This is a genomic window from Streptomyces sp. NPDC002754 (assembly GCF_053592315.1).
Genome location: NZ_JBSFVM010000005.1, coordinates 312680 through 333603 on the forward strand (window position 1 = coordinate 312680; position 20924 = coordinate 333603).

Genomic DNA, 20924 nt, shown 5'->3' on the forward strand with positions numbered 1-20924 from the left:
CGCCCCGCGACCGCAACCCCGGCACCCGCAACAACGACACCCGCCCCACCGAAGGTCAAAGCGGCACGATGTCCGGCGCCCCAAGCCGCGCCGCATCCGCCGTAAGGTCATCCGGCTGCCGCTGCGACTCCCGCTCCGCCTCCACCCGCTTCTCGTAATGCTCGACCTCCCGCTCCACCTGGTCCTTGTCCCACCCAAGAACCGGCGCCATCAACTCCGCCGCCTCCCTCGCACACCGCACCCCCCGGTCGAAGGTCTCGATGGAGATCCGGGTCCGCCGCGTCAGCACGTCGTCGAGGTGCCGCGCCCCTTCGTGCGAGGCCGCGTAGACGACCTCGGCCCGCAGATAGTCGTCGGCACCGGTGAGCGGCGCCCCCAACCCCGGGTCGGCGGAGACGAGTTCGAGGATCTCCTCGGCCAGCGCCCCGTACCGGTTGAGCAGGTGCTCGACCCGCACCACGTGCAACCCCGTACGCGCGGCGATCCGCGCCCGCGCGTTCCACAGCGCCCGGTACCCCTCGGCCCCCACCAGCGGCACCTCCTCGGTCACGCACTCGGCGACCCGCTGGTCGAGCCCGTGCACGGCCTCGTCGACGGCGTCCTTGGCCATGACCCGGTACGTCGTGTACTTGCCGCCCGCCACGACCACAAGACCCGGCGCGGGATGCGCCACCGTGTGCTCCCGCGACAGCTTGCTCGTCGCATCGCTCTCCCCTGCGAGCAGCGGCCGCAGCCCCGCGTAGACCCCCTGCACGTCATCACGCGAAAGCGGGACGCCGAGCACGGAGTTGACGTGCTCCAACAAGTAATCAATATCCGCACTCGACGCCGCCGGATGCGCCTTGTCCAGGTCCCATTCGGTGTCGGTCGTGCCGATGATCCAGTGCCGCCCCCACGGAATGACGAACAGCACGCTCTTCTCGGTCCGCAGGATCAGCCCGGTCGTCGAGTTGATCCGGTCCTTCGGGACCACCAGATGGATCCCCTTGGAAGCCCGCACATGGAACTGCCCACGCTCGCCGACCATGGCCTGCGTGTCATCGGTCCACACACCGGTGGCATTGACGATCTGCTTCGCCCGGATCTCGTACTCCCCACCCCCCTCCACGTCCTCCACCCGCGCCCCGACAACCCGCTCACCCTCCCGCAGGAACCCGGTGACCCGCGCACGGTTCGCGGCCTTGGCGCCGTACATGGCGGCGGTCCGCACCAGGGTCGCCACATACCGGGCGTCGTCCATCTGCGCGTCGTAGTACTGAAGCGCGCCGACGAGAGCGTCCTTCTTCAAACAGGGCGCGACCCGCAGCGCATGCTTACGCGTCAGATGCCGGTGCATCGGCAGTCCGCGCCCGTGCCCACGCGCCATCGACATCGCGTCGTACAGCGCGACGCCCGACCCGGCGTACACCCGCTCCCACGCCTTGTGCTGCAACGGATACAGGAAGGGCACGGGCTTCACGAGGTGCGGGGCGAGCCGCTCCAACAACAGCCCGCGCTCCTTCAGCGCCTCGCGGACGAGCGCGAAGTCCAGCATCTCCAGATACCTGAGCCCGCCGTGGACCAGCTTGCTTGAACGGCTCGACGTGCCGGAGGCCCAGTCCCGCGCCTCGACGATCCCGGTGGACAGGCCGCGGGTCACCGCGTCGAGCGCCGTGCCCGCGCCGACCACCCCGGCTCCCACGACAAGAATGTCCAGCTCGCGCTCCGCCATGGCCGCCAGAGCCTGTGCACGCTGCTCGGGTCCCAGTGTCGCTGCCTTCACTGCTGCCTCCCGCTGTCGTCGGCGTGGCTCACGCGTGTGGTGTGCCCGGCCTCATGTACCTCGAAGCGCCCACCGCACTCTCCCTACATGCCCCGATTCTTCACCCGCTGCCCGATTCGGGCCACCAGCGGGCGCGCGCCTGTGGACAACTTGCGGAGACTCGCGGCGCAACACTCGCAAATCCATCGCTATGCAATACGACATATCGGTCATATTTACTCCTAGTCTGACAGGGCGCTCGCTCATCCTGTCCACAGGGCTTGCGCCCTCGTCCCGCTCCGGTTAATGACCGGTCCGCTCCTCGGGAAAGGACGGCAACCGCCATGCCCGCAGACCTCGCCGTCATCGGCCTCGGCCACCTCGGCCTGCCCCTCGCGCAGGCCGCCGTGGCGGCCGGGATCGCGACCATCGGCCACGATCCGGCCCGTGCCCGGGATCTCGCGGCGGGCCGGCTGCCCGGCGGCGGCGACTCGGCGGCCCTCACTGCCGCCGACCTCCGCCGCATGCTCTCCGCGGGCTTCCGCCCCACGGCCAACCCCGCCGAGCTCGCCCGTGTCCGCACCGCCGTGATCTGCGCCCCGACCCCGCAGGGCCCCGACGGGGCGCCAATGCTCACCCCGGTCGTCGAGGCGACCCGCGCACTCGCCGCCCGGCTCCGCCCGCACACCACGGTGATCATCGAGTCGCCCGTGCCGCCCGGCACCACGCAGTCGCTCCTCCTCCCCGTCCTCGAAGAGGGCTCGGGCCTGCGCGCGGGACGCGACTTCCACCTCGCCCACGCCCCCGGCCGCGTCGACCCCGGCAACCGCCTGCACCCCTACACGTCGACCCCCAAGGTGATCGGCGGCCACACCCCCGCCTGCACCGAGTCGGCGGCCACCTTCTACGGCCGCCTGACCGACAAGGTGGTACGCGCGCGTGGCCCGCGGGAAGCGGAGACCGTGCACCTCCTGGAGACCAACTACCGGCACGTCAACATCGCCCTGGTCAACGAGATGGCGGTGCTCTGCCACGACCTGAACGTCGACCTCTGGGACGTCATCCGCTGCGCGGAGACGAAGCCCTTCGGCTTCCAGGCCTTCCGCCCCGGCCCCGGCGTCGGCGGCCACGCCCTCGCCCAGGACCTCACGGGCCCGCACCTGCCCACACGCCCCCTGCGCATGGTCGAACTGGCCCGCCAGGTCAACCACCACATGCCGTCGTACGTGGTCCAGCGCGCGGCCACCCTCCTCAACGAGCACGGCAAGTCGGCCCGCGGCGCCCGGATCCTCCTCCTCGGCATCACCTACAAGCCGGACCTCGCCGACCAGCAGGCGGCCCCCGCCGAGGAGATCGCCACCCGCCTCATGCAACTCGGCGCCGCCGTCAGCTACCACGACCCGTACGTGCCGTCCTGGAACGTCCTGGACCGCCCGGTCCCACGCGCCGACTCCCTCTACGAGGCCGCCGCCGACGCCGACCTGACGATCCTGCTGCAACAGCACCGCACGTACGATCTCCAGGGCCTCTCCGTAAAAGCCCAACTCCTCCTGGACACAAGGGGCGCCACTCCGGCGGGAGCGGCCCACCGCCTCTAACCACGGGGCTGTGTCGATTTGCGGCTCCGCCGCGCGGGCGCAAAAAAACGGGTTGGGCCCCACCTATCCGGTGAGGCCCAACCCGTTTCCCGCTACGCGCTACCGCTTGTGTGTGGCATCGGCCACCGTGACCTCGACCCGCTGGAACTCCTTGAGCTCGCTGTAGCCGGTCGTCGCCATGGCCCGCTTCAGCGCACCGAAGAAGTTCATCGACCCGTCGGGCGTGTGCGAGGGCCCGGTCAGGACCTCCTCGGTCGTGCCGACCGTGCCGAGGTCGACCTTCTTGCCGCGCGGCACGTCCTCGTGGACGGCCTCCATGCCCCAGTGGTGACCGCGGCCCGGCGCGTCCGTGGCGCGGGCCAGCGGGGACCCCATCATCACGGAGTCGGCGCCGCAGGCGATCGCCTTGGGCAGGTCGCCGGACCAGCCCACGCCACCGTCGGCGATGACGTGCACGTAGCGGCCACCGGACTCGTCCATGTAGTCACGGCGGGCAGCAGCCACATCGGCCACAGCGGTCGCCATCGGCACCTGAATACCCAGCACGTTCCGCGTGGTGTGCGCGGCGCCGCCACCGAAGCCGACGAGCACACCCGCCGCACCGGTCCGCATCAGGTGCAGCGCGGCCGTGTACGTGGCGCAGCCGCCCACGATGACCGGGACATCCAGCTCGTAGATGAACTGCTTCAGGTTCAGCGGCTCGGCGGCACCGGAAACGTGCTCGGCGGAGACCGTGGTCCCGCGGATCACGAAGATGTCGACGCCCGCGTCCACGACCGCCTTGGAGAACTCGGCGGTGCGCTGCGGGGAGAGCGCGGCGGCGGTGACGACACCGGAGTCGCGCACCTCCTTGATGCGCTGCCCGATCAGGTCGGCCTGGATGGGCGCGGAGTAGATCTCCTGGAGGCGGCGGGTCGCGGCCTCGGGCGTCAGCTCGGCGATCTCGTCGAGCAGCGGCTGCGGGTCCTCGTAACGGGTCCACAGGCCCTCGAGGTTGAGGACACCGAGTCCGCCCAGCTCACCGATGCGGATCGCGGTCGCCGGCGAGACGACGGAGTCCATGGGGGCCGCCAGGAACGGCAGCTCGAAGCGGTAGGCATCGATCTGCCAAGCGATCGAGACCTCCTTCGGGTCGCGGGTGCGCCGACTCGGAACGACGGCGATGTCGTCGAAGGCGTACGCGCGGCGGCCGCGCTTGCCGCGCCCGATCTCGATCTCAGTCACGTTGGGGGGCGCCTTTCACATCTGGGTCCCACTTGGGCCTTGCCTGTCCAGTATCCCTGACACGCGAAGAGAGGGGCGGACCGGAGGTCCTCAGGCAAGGGCGGTGGTGGGTGACGGGCGGGAGGTCCCGGTGTTTCCCAGGACCGCCCCATCACGTCTGACCTGCTGTTACTTGCTGCGGCTGTAGTTCGGCGCCTCGACCGTCATCTGGATGTCGTGCGGGTGGCTCTCCTTGAGACCCGCCGACGTGATCCGGACGAACCTGCCGTTGCTCTGCAGCTCCGGAACCGTGCGCCCGCCGACGTAGAACATCGACTGGCGCAGGCCACCGGTGAGCTGGTGCACGACCGCGGACAGCGGGCCGCGGTAGGGCACCTGGCCCTCGATGCCCTCGGGGACGAGCTTGTCGTCGGAGGCGACACCCTCCTGGAAGTACCGGTCCTTGGAGAAGGACCGCTGCTCGCCGCGCGTCTGCATGGCGCCCAGCGAACCCATGCCGCGGTACGACTTGAACTGCTTGCCGTTGATGAAGAGCAGCTCGCCCGGGGACTCCTCGCAGCCCGCGAGCAGCGAGCCGAGCATCACGGTGTCGGCGCCGGCTACGAGCGCCTTGGCGATGTCACCGGAGTACTGCAGGCCACCGTCGCCGATGACCGGGACACCGGCCTCCCGGGCGGCGAGGGACGCCTCGTAGATGGCCGTGACCTGCGGGACGCCGATACCGGCGACGACACGCGTGGTGCAGATCGAGCCCGGTCCGACACCGACCTTGATGCCGTCGGCACCGGAGTCGACGAGCATCTTGGCGCCGTCACGGGTGGCGATGTTGCCCCCGATGACGTCGACGCCGCCCGCGTTGGACTTGACCTTGGCGACCATGTCACCGACGAGCCTCGAGTGCCCGTGCGCGGTGTCGACGACGATGAAGTCGACGCCCGCCTCGATGAGGGCCTGGGCGCGCTCGAAGGCGTCACCGGCCACACCCACCGCGGCGCCGACGAGCAGCCGACCCCCGGAGTCCTTCGCGGCGTTCGGGTACTGCTCGGCCTTCTTGAAGTCCTTGACCGTGATGAGGCCCTTGAGGAGGCCCGCGTCGTCGACCAGCGGAAGCTTCTCGATCTTGTGGCGGCGCAGCAGCTCCATCGCGTCGACGCCGGAGATGCCGACCTTGCCCGTGACGAGCGGCATCGGCGTCATGACCTCGCGGACCTGACGGCTGCGGTCGTTCTCGAAAGCGATGTCGCGGTTGGTGACGATGCCGAGCAGCTTGCCGCCGCCGTCGGTCACCGGCACACCGGAGATGCGGAACTTCGCGCAGATCGCGTCGGCCTCGGCGAGCGTCGCGTCCGGGTGCACCGTGATCGGGTCGGTGACCATGCCGGACTCGGAGCGCTTCACGAGGTCCACCTGGTTCGCCTGGTCGGCGATCGACAGGTTGCGGTGCAGGACACCCACGCCACCCTGCCGCGCCATGGCGATCGCCATGCGGGACTCGGTGACCTTGTCCATCGCGGCGGACAGCAGCGGGATGTTCACCCGTACGTTCTTCGAGACGTGCGAGGCGGTGTCGATCTGGTCGGGCGCCATGTCCGACGCGCCCGGCAGCAGCAGCACGTCGTCGTAGGTCAGCCCGAGCGTCGCGAATTTCTCGGGCACTCCGTCGACGTTTGCAGTCATGACACCTTCCCCAAATGGCCTTGATCGGTGCGGATGTCCATGCTAACGGCCCGCGGGGGTGTCTCATTCCACGATCAAGATCATCGGCGCACTTTGTACGTTTACACGTACACGTCAGGGGGATGTGCCACTGCTCCGCGAGCGCCCCGCCACCTACTGCTCGGCGAGCGCCCGGAGCCTGCTCAACGCCCGGTGCTGCGCCACGCGCACGGCGCCGGGTGACATGCCCAACATCTGCCCGGTCTCCTCCGCGGTGAGCCCGACGGCGATACGCAGCAGGAGCAGCTCCCGCTGGTTCTGCGGAAGGTTGGCGAGCAACTGCTTGGCCCACGCGGCGTCGCTGTTCAACAGCGCCCGCTCCTCCGGGCCGAGGGAGTCGTCGGGCCGCTCGGGCATCTCGTCGGAGGGCACCGCCGTGGACCCGGGGCCGCGCATGGCCGCCCGCTGCAGATCGGCGACCTTGTGCGCGGCGATGGCGAAGACGAAGGCCTCGAAGGGCCGCCCGGTGTCCTTGTAGCGCGGCAGCGCGAGCAGCACCGCGACGCAGACCTCCTGGGCGAGATCCTCCACGAAGTGCCGCGCGTCACCCGGGAGTCGGGAAAGACGCGTGCGGCAGTAGCGGATCGCGAGGGGGTGGACATGCGCGAGCAGATCGTGCGTGGCCTGCTCGTCGCCGTCCACGGCGCGGCCGACGAGCGTACCGATGACCCCCTGGGGAGTCGCTGCCTCGTCGTCACGCATCGGTCCATGGTGCCCCGACGCCTTTCGGTCCGAGACACCGTGCCCGTAGTTGTGCACCGAAGCGTTATGAGCAGGTGCGCCGGAACTCATCTCCTGCGCCCTCCCCTCTCGCTGACCCTGCTCACCCGACTCGTCCCCGAGGAACTCCACACCCCCAAGGATGCGGCATCGCGCGCGAAGCGTCGAAAAGTCGCGGCGCGACGGGCCGGAGCGGCGTCCCTCACGGCGGGTCCACCGCGCCCCGAAGGGCGCGGAGGCGTGCCGATCAGCGGCTCGTCGTCAGCGAACCAGGCCCCAGCGGAACCCGAGCGCCACCGCGTGCGCACGGTCCGAGGCGCCGAGCTTCTTGAACAGGCGACGCGCGTGCGTCTTGACCGTGTCCTCGGAGAGGAACAGCTCGCGCCCGATCTCGGCGTTGGACCGCCCGTGGCTCATGCCCTCGAGCACCTGGATCTCCCGCGCGGTGAGCGTGGGGGCGGCCCCCATCTCGGCCGAGCGCAGTCTGCGCGGCGCGAGCCGCCAGGTCGGGTCGGCGAGCGCCTGCGTCACCGTGGCCCGCAGCTCGGCGCGCGAGGCGTCCTTGTGCAGATAGCCGCGGGCGCCGGCGGCGACCGCCAGGGCCACCCCGTCCAGATCCTCGGCCACGGTGAGCATGATGATGCGCGCACCGGGATCGGCGGAGAGCAGCCGCCGCACTGTCTCGACGCCGCCCAGACCGGGCATGCGTACGTCCATCAGAATCAGGTCCGAGCGATCGGCGCCCCAGCGGCGGAGTACTTCCTCGCCGTTGGCCGCGGTCGTCACGCGCTCGACGCCGGGCACGGTCGCGACCGCGCGGCGCAGCGCCTCTCGGGCAAGCGGGGAGTCGTCGCAGACGAGGACGGATGTCATGACCGTCCTCCGCAGCTGATGCGCGTCACCTTGAGCCTCCAGGCTGTGTACGAATCGTCACCTGTGCGGTCGACATTCAACAAGGCAATCGGACACTTGCCCGAGCACTTGCTCCTTCAACCGCCTCCGCACTCTCAACGACGGTCACTCGAAAGAGTTACGGGTCGGACGACCTCCTTCGGCACTCTACGTGAGGGCGCGAACACGGTGCGGACAGCGCGGCGGACCCACAACGTTTCATCACAACCCATGCCCCATTTGGAAGGTTTTCCTTCCTTTTACTGGTATCTGTAGCTAGATTCGCAATGAGTCATATTTTCATCTCCTTAGACAGTAGATGTACGGTCATGTGCACCGCATCCACGTCTGAACGGCTACAAGGGGACACAGCAATGGCAGATTTCTCCCGCCTACCCGGACCGAACGCCGATCTGTGGGACTGGCAGCTCCTCGCGGCCTGCCGCGGGGTGGACAGCTCGCTCTTCTTCCACCCGGAGGGCGAACGTGGGGCGGCTCGCAGCGCCCGTGAGAACTCGGCCAAGGAGGTCTGCATGAGGTGCCCGGTGCGCGCGGAGTGCGCTGCTCACGCCCTACAGGTGCGTGAGCCGTACGGCGTGTGGGGCGGCCTGACGGAGGACGAGCGCGAAGAGCTCATGGGGCGGGCCCGCAACCGGCTCGTCACCGCGTCGGCCCCGAGTGGAGGACAGGCCGCCACAAGCGGCGCGCACAACTGAAGGAACGTTTCTGCACGCATCTGAACGGCCCGCGGAGGCGGGGCGCGCCGAGCCGCGCCCGCCTCCGCGTTCAGTGCGGGGCGGACCTGTTCAGCGTGTCGCGGCCTTCGCGAGGTGGTCGAGGGTCGCGCGGACCGCGGGCACCTGGGCCAGATCGGGCAGGGTGAGCGCGACGATCTCGCGGCGCACGGCGGGCTCGACGGTCACTGTGCGTGCACCCTTGGGCCGAACGGACTCGATGGCCAGTTCGGGGAGGACCGCCACGCCGAGCCCGGCGCTCACGAGTCCGACCACCGCCGGGTAGTCGTCCGTCGCGAAGTCGATGCGCGGGGCGAACCCCGCTCCCCTGCACACCTCGACCAGCTGGCGGCGGCAGCGCGGGCAGCCCGCGATCCACGGCTCGTCCGCGAACGCGTCGATGGTGACCGAGCCCGCCCCGGCCAGCGCGTGCCCCTCGGGGACGAGGCCCACGAGCCGGTCCGCGAACAGCGTCCGTACGACGAGGTCGTCCCAGTCCTCCGCGGCGTGCGCACCCTCGTAGCGGAAGGCAAGCGCGACGTCGCAGTCGCCCTCGCGCAGCATCTCCACGGAGCGCGGCGGCTCGGCCTCCACCAGGGACACGCGCGTGCCGGGGTGCTCGGCGCGCAGGGCGGCGAGTGCGGCGGGGACGAGCGTCGAGCTGCCGCTGGGGAAGGACACGAGCCGGACCCGGCCCGCCCGCAGCCCGGCGATGGCGGCGACCTCCTCCTCGGCGGCGGTGAGCCCGGCGAGGATGCCCGACGCGTGCCGCACGAGGGCCTCGCCGGCCTGCGTCAGGCGCATCTCGCGGCCGGTGCGGATCAGCAGCGGGGTGCCGGCCGAGGACTCCAGGGCCTTCATCTGCTGACTCACGGCGGGCTGGGTGCAGCCCAGCTCGCGGGCTGCCGCGGAGAAGGAGCCGGTGGCGGCGACGGCGCGCAGGACACGGAGATGACGAGCCTCGATCACCCCTCAAGCATAAGGGACGCTTGGATATCGCGCCGAATAACGCATGGCGACTTTGGGTCCGGGTCCCGTAGCGTTCCGCGCATGAAGCTTCTGTCGCTGAATCTGGGGCGGCCCGAGCCCGCCGAGTACACGGACCAGCCCGAGGGGGTCACGGGCATCGACAAGCGGCCCGTCACCGGTCCCGTGCGGGTGTCGGCGCCGGGCCCCGAGGGGACCGGCGCGAGCGGGCTCGCCGGGGACGCGGTGTGCGACCTGCGGCACCACGGCGGGGACCATCAGGCCGTGTACGCGTACGCGCGTGAGGACCTGGACGCGTGGAGCAAGGAGCTCGGCCGGCCGCTGCCCAGCGGCACGTTCGGCGAGAACCTCACGACGGAGGGGGTCGACGTGTCGGGCGCGCAGATCGGCGAACGCTGGCGCGTCGGTGCCGAGTTGGTCCTGGAGGTCACATCGGGCCGCATCCCGTGCCGGACCTTCCAGGGGCATCTGGGCGAGCGGGGCTGGGTGAAGCGGTTCACGCGGGAGGGGGTGCCGGGGGCGTACTTCCGGGTGATCGAACCGGGCGAGATACGGGTGGGCGATCCCATCGAGATCGTGCACCGGCCCGAGCACGGGGTGACGGTGGCGGTGCAGTTCCGGGCGGTGACGACTGAGCGGGGGTTGCTGCCGAGGTTGTTGGAGGCGGGTGGGGCGCTTCACCCGGAGGCGTTGCGCTCCGCGCGGGAGTACGTCGAGAAGTACGGCTCGTAGCCATCGTTGCGGTCGACCGCTCCCACGCCACGGGGCTCCGCCCCGGACCCCGCGCCTCAAACGCCGGCGGGGCTGAAAGAATTCGTGCTCATTAGCCTTGGGGCATGACTACCGCTCTGATCACCGGATCCACCGCAGGCATCGGCGCCGCGTTCGCACGGCGGCTCGGCGCGGACGGGCACAACCTGGTGCTCGTCGCGCGCGACACCGAGCGGCTGCACGAGCAGGCGACAGAGCTGCACGACCGGCACGGCATCGAGGCCGAGGTGCTCACCGCCGACCTGGCCACGGATGACGGAATCGCGGCGGTCGAGGCCCGGCTGACGGACCGTAAGGCCGCGGTCGATCTACTCGTCAACAACGCCGGGTTCGGCAACAAGGGGCAGTACCTGGAAGTCCCGATGGCCGACGAGCTGACGATGCTGAAGGTGCACTGCGAGGCGGTGCTGCGGCTGACGTCGGCGGCCGTGGGGGCGATGCGCGAGCGCGGTCGCGGCGGCGTGGTGAACGTGGCGTCGGTGGCGGCCTTCGTGCCGCGCGGCACGTACGGCGCCTCGAAGGCGTGGGTCGTGCAGTTCACGCAGGGCGCGGCGAAGGATCTCGCGGGCAGCGGGGTGCGGTTGATGGCGCTGTGCCCCGGGTTCGTCCGTACGGAGTTCCATCAGCGGGCCGGGATGGGCACGGGCAACATTCCGAAGTGGATGTGGCTCGACGCGGACAAGTTGGTGGCGGCGGCGCTGGGCGATCTGGCCCGCGGCAAGTCGCTGTCGATCCCGGACCCGCGGTACAAGGCGCTTATGGGTGTGGTGAAGGTGACGCCGCGCGTGCTTTTGGGCGGGGTCACGTCCCGCACGGGCCGCAAGTACGGTCCCCAGTAACGGTCGTCCGTCCCCACGTCACGGGGCTCCGCCCCGGACCCCGCGCCTCAAACGCCGGCGGGGCTTGATGTGCCGAGGCCCGGCCCCCCGCGACGGGGAGCCGGGCCTCGGTCGGCGGCCGCCTGAGCGGCAGCGAATCAGTGCGAGTGGCCGTGCCCGTGGCCCGCGGCCTCGGGCTCCTCGTCGGCCGGCTTCTCGACGACCAGGGTCTCGGTCGTGAGCAGCAGGGAGGCGATGGAGGCGGCGTTCTCCAGGGCGGAGCGCGTGACCTTGACCGGGTCGATGACACCGGCCTTGACCAGGTCGACGTAGTCGCCGGTCGAGGCGTTGTAGCCGTTGCCGTTCTCGAGCTCCTTGACCTTGGAGACGATCACGTAGCCCTCCTGGCCGGCGTTCTCGCCGATCCAGCGGAGCGGCTCGACGACGGCGCGGCGGACCACGGCGACACCGGTGGCCTCGTCGCCGACCTTGCCGAGCGAGTCGTCGAGGACCTTGGAGGCGTGCACCAGAGCGGAGCCACCACCGGAGACGATGCCCTCCTCGACCGCGGCGCGGGTCGCGGAGATGGCGTCCTCCAGACGGTGCTTCTTCTCCTTGAGCTCGACCTCGGTGGCCGCACCGACGCGGATGACGCAGACGCCACCGGCCAGCTTGGCCAGGCGCTCCTGCAGCTTCTCGCGGTCCCAGTCCGAGTCCGTGTTCTCGATCTCGGCCTTGATCTGCGCGACGCGGCCCTTGACGTCCTCGGCCTTGCCGCCACCGTCGACGAGCGTGGTGTCGTCCTTGGTGATGGTCACGCGGCGCGCGGTGCCGAGCACCTCGAGACCGGCCTGGTCGAGCTTGAGGCCGACCTCCTCGGCGATGACGGTGGCACCGGTGAGGGTGGCCAGGTCCTGCAGCATCGCCTTGCGGCGGTCACCGAAGCCGGGGGCCTTCACGGCGACGGCGTTGAACGTGCCGCGGATCTTGTTCACGACCAGGGTCGACAGGGCCTCGCCCTCGACGTCCTCGGCGATGATCAGGAGCGGCTTGGAGCCACCGTTCTGGATGACCTTCTCCAGGAGCGGGAGCATGTCCTGGATCGAGCCGATCTTGCCCTGGTGGATCAGGATGTACGGGTCGTCGAGGACGGCCTCCATACGCTCTTGGTCGGTGACGAAGTACGGGGACAGGTAGCCCTTGTCGAAGGCCATGCCCTCGGTGAAGTCGAGCTCCAGGCCGAAGGTGTTGGACTCCTCGACGGTGATGACACCGTCCTTGCCGACCTTGTCCATCGCCTCGGCGATGAGCTCGCCGACCTGGTTGTCCTGGGCGGACAGACCGGCGACGGCCGCGATGTCGGACTTGTCGTCGATCGGGCGGGCGGTCGCGAGGAGCTCCTCGGACACGGCCTTGACCGCGGCGTCGATGCCCTTCTTCAGGGCGGCCGGGGAGGCGCCGGCGGCAACGTTGCGCAGGCCTTCCTTGACCAGGGCCTGGGCGAGCACGGTGGCGGTGGTCGTACCGTCACCCGCGATGTCGTTGGTCTTGGTCGCCACCTCCTTCACCAGCTGCGCGCCGAGGTTCTCGTACGGGTCCTCGACCTCGACCTCACGGGCGATCGTGACGCCGTCGTTGGTGATGGTGGGGGCACCGAACTTCTTGTCGATGACGACGTTGCGGCCCTTGGGGCCGATCGTCACCTTGACCGTGTCGGCAAGCTTGTTGACGCCGCGCTCGAGGGCGCGACGGGCGTCCTCGTCGAACTTCAGGATCTTCGCCATGGAGCTGAGTCAGTCCTCTCGAAAAAACGAACCGCGCCCCTCGCACCCGGCAATATCAGCGGGGGCCAGGGGCGCGGTTCAAAGCATTCTGCTTCAGTGAAGCCGGGAAAGCTCGGGTGAATTACTTCTCGACGATCGCGAGCACGTCGCGAGCCGAGAGGACGAGGTACTCGTCGCCGTTGTACTTCACCTCGGTGCCGCCGTACTTGCTGTACAGCACGACATCGCCGACCTTGACGTCGAGCGGAAGACGCTCGCCGTTCTCGAAGCGGCCCGGGCCCACGGCGAGGACAGCACCCTCCTGGGGCTTCTCCTTCGCGGTGTCCGGAATGACCAGGCCAGAGGCCGTGGTCTGCTCGGCGTCGAGCGGCTGGACCACAATGCGGTCCTCAAGCGGCTTGATGGCAACCTTGGAGCTGGTGGTCGTCACGATCCGGTCTCCCCCTTCGGAGATCTCACGGGGTTAACAGTCTGGGGTGGCGACCAGGTGGATCCGTCGTCGCGGGTGCCGGACCTGCCCGTCGCTGTTGGCACTCTCCAGTGGTGAGTGCCAGAACCGAGACTATGACCGCGATTAGCACTCGGTCAAGCGGACTGCTAATCGACACCGTCGCGGGTCGCCGGATCACAGGTAGTCCTCCAGCCTCCCGACCGTGAGTCCCGCCTGCCGTACGCGGTCCAGCAGCCGGGCGGCCGCCTCCTGCCGCATCCCGTGGACCGGGAGGATGTCGCCGGGCCGCGGGGTGCCCCGCGGCTCGCGCCACAGGACGATCGCGTCGACCGCGCACGCGCCCGCCGCCAGCAGCGTGCTCCCGTCGTACGCGCCCGAAGGCGGGTGGAGGAGGCGGGGCGCCGTCCCGAAGCGGGCCTCGATGCGGTCGCGCTGACCGCAGATCTCGGCGTGCTGCTCCACGTATCCGAGGCCGGGCAGGAGGACGTGGGTGAGGGTGCGGTTCTGCACCTGGGCGCCCAGGGACGGGCCCCCATCGCCCCCACCGCCCGCGGCGCCCGCGAGGAAGAGCGAGACCGGGACGTGGCGATCGCGGAACGGTCCGATACCTTCCGCGCCCTGCCCGGCCCCGCCCTCGTACGCCAGGAAGACCACCCTGTCGGCGGTGGGGACGCGGGAGACGATCGGTGGGACGGTCCGCTGCGGGCCGGCCCGCGAACCGGACGCCGTCCGCTCGGCCGGGATGGCGCCCCGTGCGCACCCGGTGAGGAGTGCTGCGGCCAGGGCGCAGCCGAGCAGCCGCGCCCATGGCCCGCGCGGTGTCACAGGTAGTCCTCCAGGCGCGCCACCGCGTACCCCCTGTCGGTGAGGTACTTCATGAGGTTCCGGATCATGTCGGGCATCGTGCCCTTCCAGTCCTTCCGGCCCCTGAAGTGCGTGAGCAGGATGTCGCCCGGATGGATGCTGCGGTCCCACTCGCGGTAGTCCATGCGGTCCACGAACGCCTCGGCGTTCCAGATCGGGGCGTACTCGATGCCGCAGGCCTTGGCGGCGCGCAGGGTGTCCTGGTTGTAGTCGCCGAAGGGCGGGCGGAAGAGCTTGGGCCTGTGGCCGTACTTCTTCTCGATGACGTTCTGCATGCCGCAGATCTCGTGCTTCTGGCGGGCGTACGAGAGGGCGGGCAGGTAGGGGTGGGTGAGTGTGTGGTTGTCGAGGGTGATGCCGCGGGCCTGCATTTTCTTGAAGTAGCCGTATCCGGGCCTGACTTCGGAGTCGGTCAGGAACGCCGTGTACGGGATCCGCAGCTCGCTCATCATCTTCAGGAACCGCGGATCCTTCTCGGCCCCGTCGTCGATGGTGAGGAAGACGACCTTGTCCTTGGTCGGGATCGACGTGAACACGGGCGGCAGGCCGAGTTCCTTCTGGCCGTCGACCTCGAAGCCCTTGCGCGCCTCGATGACCGGCTTCTTCGCCGGCGGGGCCGGGGCGGTGAGCGGCACGTCGGCGAGGCCCCAGCGTCTGGTCGCCGCGACGAGGGCGGTCCGCTGGGCGCGCAGCTTCGTCGCGTACGAGTCGAGGGCGCGGGCGGGGGCGCCCTGGAGGCCCTTCTGCGCCTGCTGGCCGGGGGCCGGCCGCACCGGCTCGGGGTCGCCGCCGGCCGCGCATCCCGTGGCGAGGGCGGAGGCGGCGAGCAACGCGCTCAAGAGACGGACGCCGCGTCTCTTCCTGACCAGCTTTCGGGCGCTTTCTTCGTTTTGTCGTACTAGTTGCATGGCGCCGGATCCTGGCAGCTCGCGGGCCCGTTCCCGGGCCGACACCGCCGCCTGGCGCGCACCGTCGCCCGCCTGGCCCACAATGGACCGGGTGAGTTCCTCCCCTTCGCCCGACGCCTTCTCCGCCCTCCTGTCCCCCGAGGGCCTGGCCCTGCTCGACGAACTCCGGGATCACGATCCGGCCCAGGAGCTCGCCCTCGCCACGAGGCTGCGCCGCGAGCATCCCGCCGAGCTCGTCTCGGCCGCGCTCGCCCAGGCGCGGCTGCGGCAGCGGGCCGTCGCGAAGTTCGGGGCCGAGGACGCGGCCCGGATGTACTTCACGCCGAACGGGGTCGAGCAGGCGACGCGGACGCGCGTGGCGGAGTACCGGGCCGGGGCCTTCGAGCGGCTGGGCGTGCGCTCTGTCGCCGACCTGTGCTGCGGCATCGGCGGCGACGCGATCGCGCTCGCGCGCGCGGGGATCCGGGTGCTTGCCGTCGACCGGGATCCGCTGACGTGCGCGGTGGCGCGGGCGAACGCGGAGGCGCTCGGTCTCGCGGAGCTGATCGAGGTGCGTGAGGCGGACGTCACCGAGGTGGACACGTCCGCGTACGACGCGGTGTTCGTGGACCCCGCGCGGCGTGGTGGTCGGGGGCGCATCTTCGACCCCGAGGCGTACTCCCCTCCGTTGTCCTGGGCCGTGTCGGCCGCGCTCAAGGCGCCGCGCGCCGCGCTGAAGATCGCTCCCGGGATCCCGCACGAGGCGATCCCCGCGGAGGCTGATGCCGAGTGGATCTCGGACGGGGGCGATGTGAAGGAGGCCGTGCTGTGGTTCGGCACGACCGCCGGGCGGATGCGGTCGACGCTGCTGCCGGGGCCGCGGGAGCTCGTCGGGCGGGGGCTGCCGGATCCCGAAGTGCGGCCTGTGGGGCGGTACTTGTACGAGCCGGACGGTGCGGTGATCCGGGCGCATCTGGTGGCCGAGGTGGCCGAGGAGGTCGGGGGCGGGCTCGTCGACGAGACGATCGCGTATGTGACGGGGGACGAGTTGCGGCCCACGGCGTACGCCGTCGCGTACGAGATCACCGATCAACTTCCGTTCAACGTGAAGAAGTTGAAGGTGTTGCTGCGGGAGCGGGAGGTCGGGGTGCTGACCGTGAAGAAGCGGGGGTCGGCGGTGGAGCCGGAGGAGTTGCGGCGGAAGGCAATGCCTAAGCCCTTCGGGAAGCGGGCGGTGACGGTGTTCCTCACACGGGTTGCGGGGGCGCCCACGATGCTCATCGGCGCCCCGGTGGGTTGACGCCACGGGGCTCCGCCCCGGACCCCGCGCCTCAAACGCCGGCGGGGCTGTAAAAGGCGGGGCGCTGCCCCGGACCCCGCGGGCTCTCGTCGAAAGTACGGGCTTGAAAGATCGGGGCTCCGCCCCGGACCCAGCTGCTCAATCGCCGCAGGGGCTTGATAGGCCCACCCGTCGCCGGGGTTTGATGTGGCCCGCTTCGCCGCAGGCGAGGCCCGGGCCCCGCCCATCTCCCACCGCCCGCCCCCTCCGGGGGCGTCGGCCGCGTGGGGTGCGGCACCCCGCTGCAGGCAATCTGCCGCCCGCACGGCTCCCGGCCCATTGCGGTCGGCCGCGCCCCGCCTTGGGCAACGTGCCGCGGCACGACTCCCCACCCATGCGGTCGACCGCACCCGCCTTGGGTGGCCTCCCGCCCGCACGGCTCCCCACCCGTTACGGTCGGCCGCCGCCTTGGGCAATCTGCCGCCTGGGGCGGCAGGGTGGGCATGGCGGCGCCACGGTGCCGCGTGCCGAGACGACGAGCCCGGACCCGGAGAGGCTGCGCATGACGTTCGACCACAACGATCACTATCACCGGTTGCTGACCCGCCAGTTGCCCGCCGGAGGGCGCACCGCGCTCGATGTCGGCTGCGGCACCGGCCGGTTCGCGCGGCGGCTCGTGGCGCACGGGTACCGGGTCGACGCACTCGACCCGGACCCGGCGACGCTCGCCGTGGCGGAGGCCACCGGTGGCGGGCCGCGTTACCGCCTCGCCGATGCCGCGGAGGCCGAACTCCCGCCCGGCCACTACGACGTGATCAGCTGCCTGGCGAGCCTGCACCACATGCCGTTCGAGACACTCACCCGATTCCGCGAGGCCCTCGCGCCCGGCGGCAGGCTGCTCGTGCTCGGTTGCTACGACGGCGTGACGCCGTGGGACGTGGTCGCGTCCCCGGCGAACGCGGTGGCGCGTCTCTCCGTTCACGTGGGTGAGCGTGCGCGCGGAGGCGGAGTCCGTACTGCTCCGCCGCGACCGCCGGTGCGGCAGCCGGAGATGCGGCTGCCGGAGGTTCGCCGGGAGGCGGCGCGACTGCTGCCGGGCAGCGAGGTGCGTCAACTGCTGTACTGGCGCTACCTGTTGACGTACACGGCGGACACAGCAGACACGGCGGACAGCCGCTAGGCCGCCTCGAACCGCCAGCGGTGAACCGCCCGTGCCACCAAATCGGCGCCCGGTTCCGGGAGTTCGGGCAACTCCGCGTCGTACTCGGCGTCCCACCACGTGATGACGAGGACCCGGTCCTGCGGGGCGCGGAACGTCTCGCGGCGCTCCGGTTCGCGGTCGAGGACCTGGGACTTGGCCCAGGCGAGCAGCTCCTCGCCACGACCGTCGACGGCCCTGGCCTCCCACATCAGCGCGACCGTCATGAGTACAGGTTCTCCTTGCTGACCTCGTGCACGTGGTCGTGATGGTGGTGGCCGGGGACGTGCGGCTCCGTCACCGGGAGCGAGGAGTCCGCGGACAGGTCCCAGCAGGAGGACGGCCGGTTGCGGGCCACCATCTCCGCGCCGAGCGCCGCGACCATCGCGCCGTTGTCCGTGCACAGCTTGGGGCGCGGCACGCGCAGCCGGATCCCGGCCCGCTCGCAGCGCTCCTGGGCCAACGCACGCAGCCGCGAGTTGGCGGCCACACCGCCGCCGATCATGAGGTGGTCGACGCCCTCGTCCTTGCAGGCACGCACCGCCTTGCGCGTCAGCACGTCCACGACGGCCTCCTGGAAGGACGCCGACACGTCGCGCACCGGCACGTCCTCCCCCTCCGCCCGCTTGGCCTCGATCCAGCGGGCCACGGAGGTCTTGAGGCCCGAGAAGGAGAAGTCGTAGGCCGGGTCGCGAGGGCCCGTGAGCCCGCGCGGGAAGGCGATCGCGGTCGGGTCGCCCTCCTTCGCGTACCGGTCGATGACGGGCCCGCCCGGGAAGCCGAGGTTGAGCACGCGGGCGATCTTGTCGAAGGCCTCGCCCGCCGCGTCGTCGATGGTCGCGCCGAGCGGCCGTACGTCGGAGGTGATGTCGGTGGAGAGCAGCAGAGAGGAGTGGCCGCCCGACACCAGCAGCGCCATCGTCGGCTCGGGCAGCGTGCCGTGCTCCAGCTGGTCGACGCAGATGTGCGAGGCCAGGTGGTTGACGCCGTAGAGCGGCTTGTCGAGCGCGTACGCGTACGCCTTCGCGGCCGAGACGCCGACGAGCAGCGCGCCCGCGAGGCCGGGGCCCGCCGTGACGGAGATGCCGTCGAGGTCCTTCGCCGTGACGCCCGCGTCCTTCAGGGCGCGCTGGATCGTGGGGACCATCGCCTCCAGGTGCGCGCGGGAGGCGACCTCGGGGACGACGCCGCCGAAGCGGGCGTGTTCGTCGACGCTGGAGGCGACGGCGTCGGCGAGCAGGGTGGTGCCGCGGACGATGCCGACGCCGGTCTCGTCGCAGGAGGTCTCGATGCCGAGGACGAGCGGTTCGTCAGCCATGGTTCTTCTCTTCGCTCACTGAGTCACTTGCGGTGGTGGTGTTCAGGCGCATCACGAGCGCGTCCACGTTGCCGGGCTGGTAGTAGCCGCGCCGGAAGCCGATCGACTCGAAGCCGAAGCGCTCGTACAGCTTCTGCGCCCGCGTGTTGTCGACGCGTACTTCGAGCATCACCTGGTCGACGTCGAAGGCGGTGGCGTGCCGCAGCAGTTCGGTGAGCAGCCGGGCGCCGAGCCCGGTGCCCCAGTGGTCGCGGGCGGCGGCGATGGTCTGGATGTCGGCCCCCGCGGCGGAGCCGCTGTCGGACGCGGTGCCGGAGGCGGCGACGCCCCCGTACCCGACCAGCTTCTCGTCCTCGTACGCGACGACATAGCGCCGCGTGGAACCGAGGCCGCGGGCGTGCGCAAGCTCGGACCAGAACATGCCGCGCGACCAGGCGTCGTCCGGGAAGAGCGCCTTCTCCAGGGCGAGCACGGGGTCGATGTCCCACCAGCGCATCTCGCGCAGCGATACGTCCACGGCTGTCACTTGGGGGTGACCACCTTGTAGTTCTTGGGGACCTGCGCGTCGGGGCGGCGCAGGTAGAGGGGGCGCGGTTCGAGGAGTTCCTCGCCCGCGGCCAGCTTCTCGGCGACGAGGGCGGCGAGCGCCGCGGCCGACACGTTCTGGGGCCCGCGCGCGTCCGGGAAGGTGTCCGGGTAGAGCAGCGCGCCGGCGCCGACGGCGGGCAGCCCCGCCACGTCGGAGGCGATGCCGGCGGGCCGGTCGACGGCGGGCTCGGTGACCCGGGTGCGCCCGTTCTCGTAGCGCGCCCAGTACACCTCCTTGCGCCGCGCGTCGGTGGCGACGACGAAGGGCCCCTTGACGTCCCGCGCCTCGTACGCGAGCCCGTCGAGCGTGCACACGCCGTGCACGGGCACGCCGAGCGCGAGCCCGAACGTGTCGGCGGTCATCAGGCCGACACGCAGCCCTGTGTACGGTCCCGGGCCCACGCCCACGACGATCCCGGTGACGGCGTCGAGCCGCAGGCCGGCCTCGGCGAGCACCCGGTCGACGGCGGGCAACAGCAGTTCCCCGTGTCTGCGGGCGTCCACCTGATTCGACTCGGCCACGACGGAGGTCCCGTCGTACAGGGCGACGGTGACGGCGGGGGTGGCGGTATCCAGCGCGAGCAACAGCACGCGAACAGCCTACGACCACAGAAGGGCGGACACGTCCGTACTTCCGGCTAGGCCGGGGTGCCGGGGCTCGACTGCTACCGTCACCCTGAGGTTCGTACTTGAGAGGCAGGCACCTGGTGGCACGGAGCAGCACCGGATTCGTGACCGCGCTCACGGCGGGATCACTCGTCGTGGTCGGCTTCCTCGCCTACCAGGCGTCGGCGAGCGCGCCCTCCGACCTCGCCGAGAAGAAGGCGGGCTCCTCGCCCTCCGCCTCGGCGTCGAAGACACCCAAGAAGAAGACGGACCCGAAGGCGCTGCCCGCGGGCTCCGGCAAGGGCGAGCGCGTCGTGTACGCGCTGGGCGGTGACCGGGTGTGGGTGGTCGACGCGGGCAACAAGACGGAGTCGACGTTCCGGGTGACGCCCGGCACGGTGGACCCGGCGCCCGGCTCGTACACGGTGACCTCCCGCTCCGGCTCCATCACCGGCACGGACGGCGTCCCGATCGAGCACGTGGTCCGCTTCGCCAATACGAACGGCGTGGCGATCGGCTTCAGCGCGGCCGTCAACGGCTCGACGGCCGCCCCCGACCCCGGCAAGCAGACCGGCGGCATCCGCGAATCCCGCAAGGACGCCGACACGCTGTGGCAGTTCGCGACGATCGGCGTAAAGGTCGTCGTCGTCAAGTAATTCGGCCCCTGATCCAAGCCCCGGGCCGGGGAAAATCAAGCCCCGCCGGCACTTGAGGCGCGGGGTCCGGGGCAACGCCCCGCGTCCGCAACG

21 protein-coding genes are annotated in these 20924 nt (G+C 70.8%); 7 read left to right on the forward strand and 14 right to left on the reverse strand.

Features of this window, described 5'->3' with window-relative positions; all coding sequences use genetic code 11:
- Positions 1-55 precede the first annotated feature (55 nt).
- Positions 56-1762, reverse strand: coding sequence for a glycerol-3-phosphate dehydrogenase/oxidase (locus tag ACWD2L_RS15440; protein WP_351334590.1), 1707 nt, complete (start codon positions 1760-1762; stop codon positions 56-58).
- Between the two features lie 323 nt (positions 1763-2085).
- On the opposite strand from ACWD2L_RS15440, the gene ACWD2L_RS15445 reads away from it, so the two are divergent.
- Positions 2086-3339 carry a nucleotide sugar dehydrogenase gene (locus ACWD2L_RS15445; RefSeq protein ID WP_351334592.1) on the forward strand — a complete coding sequence of 418 codons (1254 nt, stop codon included), beginning with the start codon at positions 2086-2088 and terminating at the stop codon, positions 3337-3339.
- Between the two features lie 99 nt (positions 3340-3438).
- Here ACWD2L_RS15445 and ACWD2L_RS15450 read toward each other — a convergent pair whose 3' ends face one another.
- From ACWD2L_RS15450 to ACWD2L_RS15465, 4 genes are all read right to left on the reverse strand, one after another.
- Positions 3439-4563, reverse strand: coding sequence for a GuaB3 family IMP dehydrogenase-related protein (locus ACWD2L_RS15450; RefSeq protein ID WP_326020775.1), 1125 nt, complete (start codon positions 4561-4563; stop codon positions 3439-3441).
- A 168-nt stretch (positions 4564-4731) separates the two neighbouring features.
- Positions 4732-6240: an IMP dehydrogenase gene (guaB, locus tag ACWD2L_RS15455; protein WP_351334595.1), complete on the reverse strand. Its 1509-nt coding sequence runs from the start codon at positions 6238-6240 to the stop codon at positions 4732-4734.
- 153 nt (positions 6241-6393) lie between these two features.
- Positions 6394-6981, reverse strand: coding sequence for a sigma-70 family RNA polymerase sigma factor (locus ACWD2L_RS15460; protein WP_351334597.1), 588 nt, complete (start codon positions 6979-6981; stop codon positions 6394-6396).
- Between the two features lie 279 nt (positions 6982-7260).
- On the reverse strand, positions 7261-7872 hold the full coding sequence (locus tag ACWD2L_RS15465; protein ID WP_003948568.1) for a response regulator transcription factor: 612 nt from the start codon (positions 7870-7872) through the stop codon (positions 7261-7263).
- A 392-nt stretch (positions 7873-8264) separates the two neighbouring features.
- Here ACWD2L_RS15465 and ACWD2L_RS15470 point away from each other — a divergent pair, with 392 nt between their 5' ends.
- A complete protein-coding gene (locus ACWD2L_RS15470) occupies positions 8265-8606 on the forward strand; it encodes a WhiB family transcriptional regulator (protein ID WP_266713167.1) in 342 nt (113 codons plus the stop codon).
- A 90-nt stretch (positions 8607-8696) separates the two neighbouring features.
- Here ACWD2L_RS15470 and ACWD2L_RS15475 read toward each other — a convergent pair whose 3' ends face one another.
- Positions 8697-9593, reverse strand: a complete 897-nt coding sequence (locus tag ACWD2L_RS15475) for a LysR family transcriptional regulator (RefSeq protein WP_351334601.1) — start codon at positions 9591-9593, stop codon at positions 8697-8699.
- A gap of 81 nt (positions 9594-9674) precedes the next feature.
- Here ACWD2L_RS15475 and ACWD2L_RS15480 point away from each other — a divergent pair, with 81 nt between their 5' ends.
- Positions 9675-10343 carry an MOSC domain-containing protein gene (locus ACWD2L_RS15480; protein WP_351334603.1) on the forward strand — a complete coding sequence of 223 codons (669 nt, stop codon included), beginning with the start codon at positions 9675-9677 and terminating at the stop codon, positions 10341-10343.
- A gap of 104 nt (positions 10344-10447) precedes the next feature.
- Entirely contained in the window at positions 10448-11221 is a 774-nt protein-coding gene (locus ACWD2L_RS15485; protein WP_351334605.1) for an SDR family NAD(P)-dependent oxidoreductase, read from the forward strand.
- A 137-nt stretch (positions 11222-11358) separates the two neighbouring features.
- On the opposite strand, the gene groL is transcribed toward ACWD2L_RS15485, so the two are convergent.
- The 4 genes from groL to ACWD2L_RS15505 all read right to left on the reverse strand — a co-directional run bounded on the left by groL (position 11359) and on the right by ACWD2L_RS15505 (position 15207).
- Positions 11359-12984, reverse strand: a complete 1626-nt coding sequence (gene groL, locus ACWD2L_RS15490; RefSeq protein ID WP_351334607.1) for a chaperonin GroEL — start codon at positions 12982-12984, stop codon at positions 11359-11361.
- A gap of 121 nt (positions 12985-13105) precedes the next feature.
- On the reverse strand, positions 13106-13414 hold the full coding sequence (gene groES, locus ACWD2L_RS15495; RefSeq protein WP_018528412.1) for a co-chaperone GroES: 309 nt from the start codon (positions 13412-13414) through the stop codon (positions 13106-13108).
- Between the two features lie 195 nt (positions 13415-13609).
- The gene (locus tag ACWD2L_RS15500; protein WP_351334610.1) at positions 13610-14260 is read right to left on the reverse strand and encodes a polysaccharide deacetylase family protein; all 651 of its coding nucleotides are present in this window, start codon (positions 14258-14260) and stop codon (positions 13610-13612) included.
- Positions 14257-15207, reverse strand: coding sequence for a polysaccharide deacetylase family protein (locus tag ACWD2L_RS15505; protein ID WP_351334612.1), 951 nt, complete (start codon positions 15205-15207; stop codon positions 14257-14259). Before ACWD2L_RS15505 ends, ACWD2L_RS15500 begins: the two co-directional genes overlap by 4 nt.
- Before the next feature lie 82 nt (positions 15208-15289).
- Between ACWD2L_RS15505 and ACWD2L_RS15510 the strand changes: the two genes are divergently transcribed.
- Together ACWD2L_RS15510 and ACWD2L_RS15515 are read left to right on the forward strand one after the other, a co-directional pair.
- On the forward strand, positions 15290-16486 hold the full coding sequence (locus tag ACWD2L_RS15510; RefSeq protein ID WP_351334683.1) for a THUMP-like domain-containing protein: 1197 nt from the start codon (positions 15290-15292) through the stop codon (positions 16484-16486).
- Between the two features lie 541 nt (positions 16487-17027).
- Positions 17028-17645: a class I SAM-dependent methyltransferase gene (locus tag ACWD2L_RS15515; protein ID WP_351334615.1), complete on the forward strand. Its 618-nt coding sequence runs from the start codon at positions 17028-17030 to the stop codon at positions 17643-17645.
- On the opposite strand, the gene ACWD2L_RS15520 is transcribed toward ACWD2L_RS15515, so the two are convergent.
- From ACWD2L_RS15520 to tsaB, 4 genes are read right to left on the reverse strand one after another with little or no spacing between them, the layout of a single operon-like run.
- The gene (locus ACWD2L_RS15520) at positions 17642-17890 is read right to left on the reverse strand and encodes a hypothetical protein (protein WP_351334618.1); all 249 of its coding nucleotides are present in this window, start codon (positions 17888-17890) and stop codon (positions 17642-17644) included. The genes ACWD2L_RS15515 and ACWD2L_RS15520 overlap by 4 nt on opposite strands.
- On the reverse strand, positions 17887-18981 hold the full coding sequence (tsaD, locus tag ACWD2L_RS15525) for a tRNA (adenosine(37)-N6)-threonylcarbamoyltransferase complex transferase subunit TsaD (RefSeq protein ID WP_351334621.1): 1095 nt from the start codon (positions 18979-18981) through the stop codon (positions 17887-17889). Before tsaD ends, ACWD2L_RS15520 begins: the two co-directional genes overlap by 4 nt.
- Positions 18974-19477, reverse strand: coding sequence for a ribosomal protein S18-alanine N-acetyltransferase (rimI, locus tag ACWD2L_RS15530; RefSeq protein WP_451189826.1), 504 nt, complete (start codon positions 19475-19477; stop codon positions 18974-18976). The genes tsaD and rimI overlap by 8 nt, the downstream gene beginning before the upstream one ends.
- Before the next feature lie 26 nt (positions 19478-19503).
- Positions 19504-20160 carry a tRNA (adenosine(37)-N6)-threonylcarbamoyltransferase complex dimerization subunit type 1 TsaB gene (tsaB, locus tag ACWD2L_RS15535; protein WP_351334626.1) on the reverse strand — a complete coding sequence of 219 codons (657 nt, stop codon included), beginning with the start codon at positions 20158-20160 and terminating at the stop codon, positions 19504-19506.
- A gap of 116 nt (positions 20161-20276) precedes the next feature.
- On the opposite strand from tsaB, the gene ACWD2L_RS15540 reads away from it, so the two are divergent.
- Positions 20277-20831 carry a hypothetical protein gene (locus tag ACWD2L_RS15540; protein WP_351334629.1) on the forward strand — a complete coding sequence of 185 codons (555 nt, stop codon included), beginning with the start codon at positions 20277-20279 and terminating at the stop codon, positions 20829-20831.
- Positions 20832-20924: the final 93 nt, after the last annotated feature.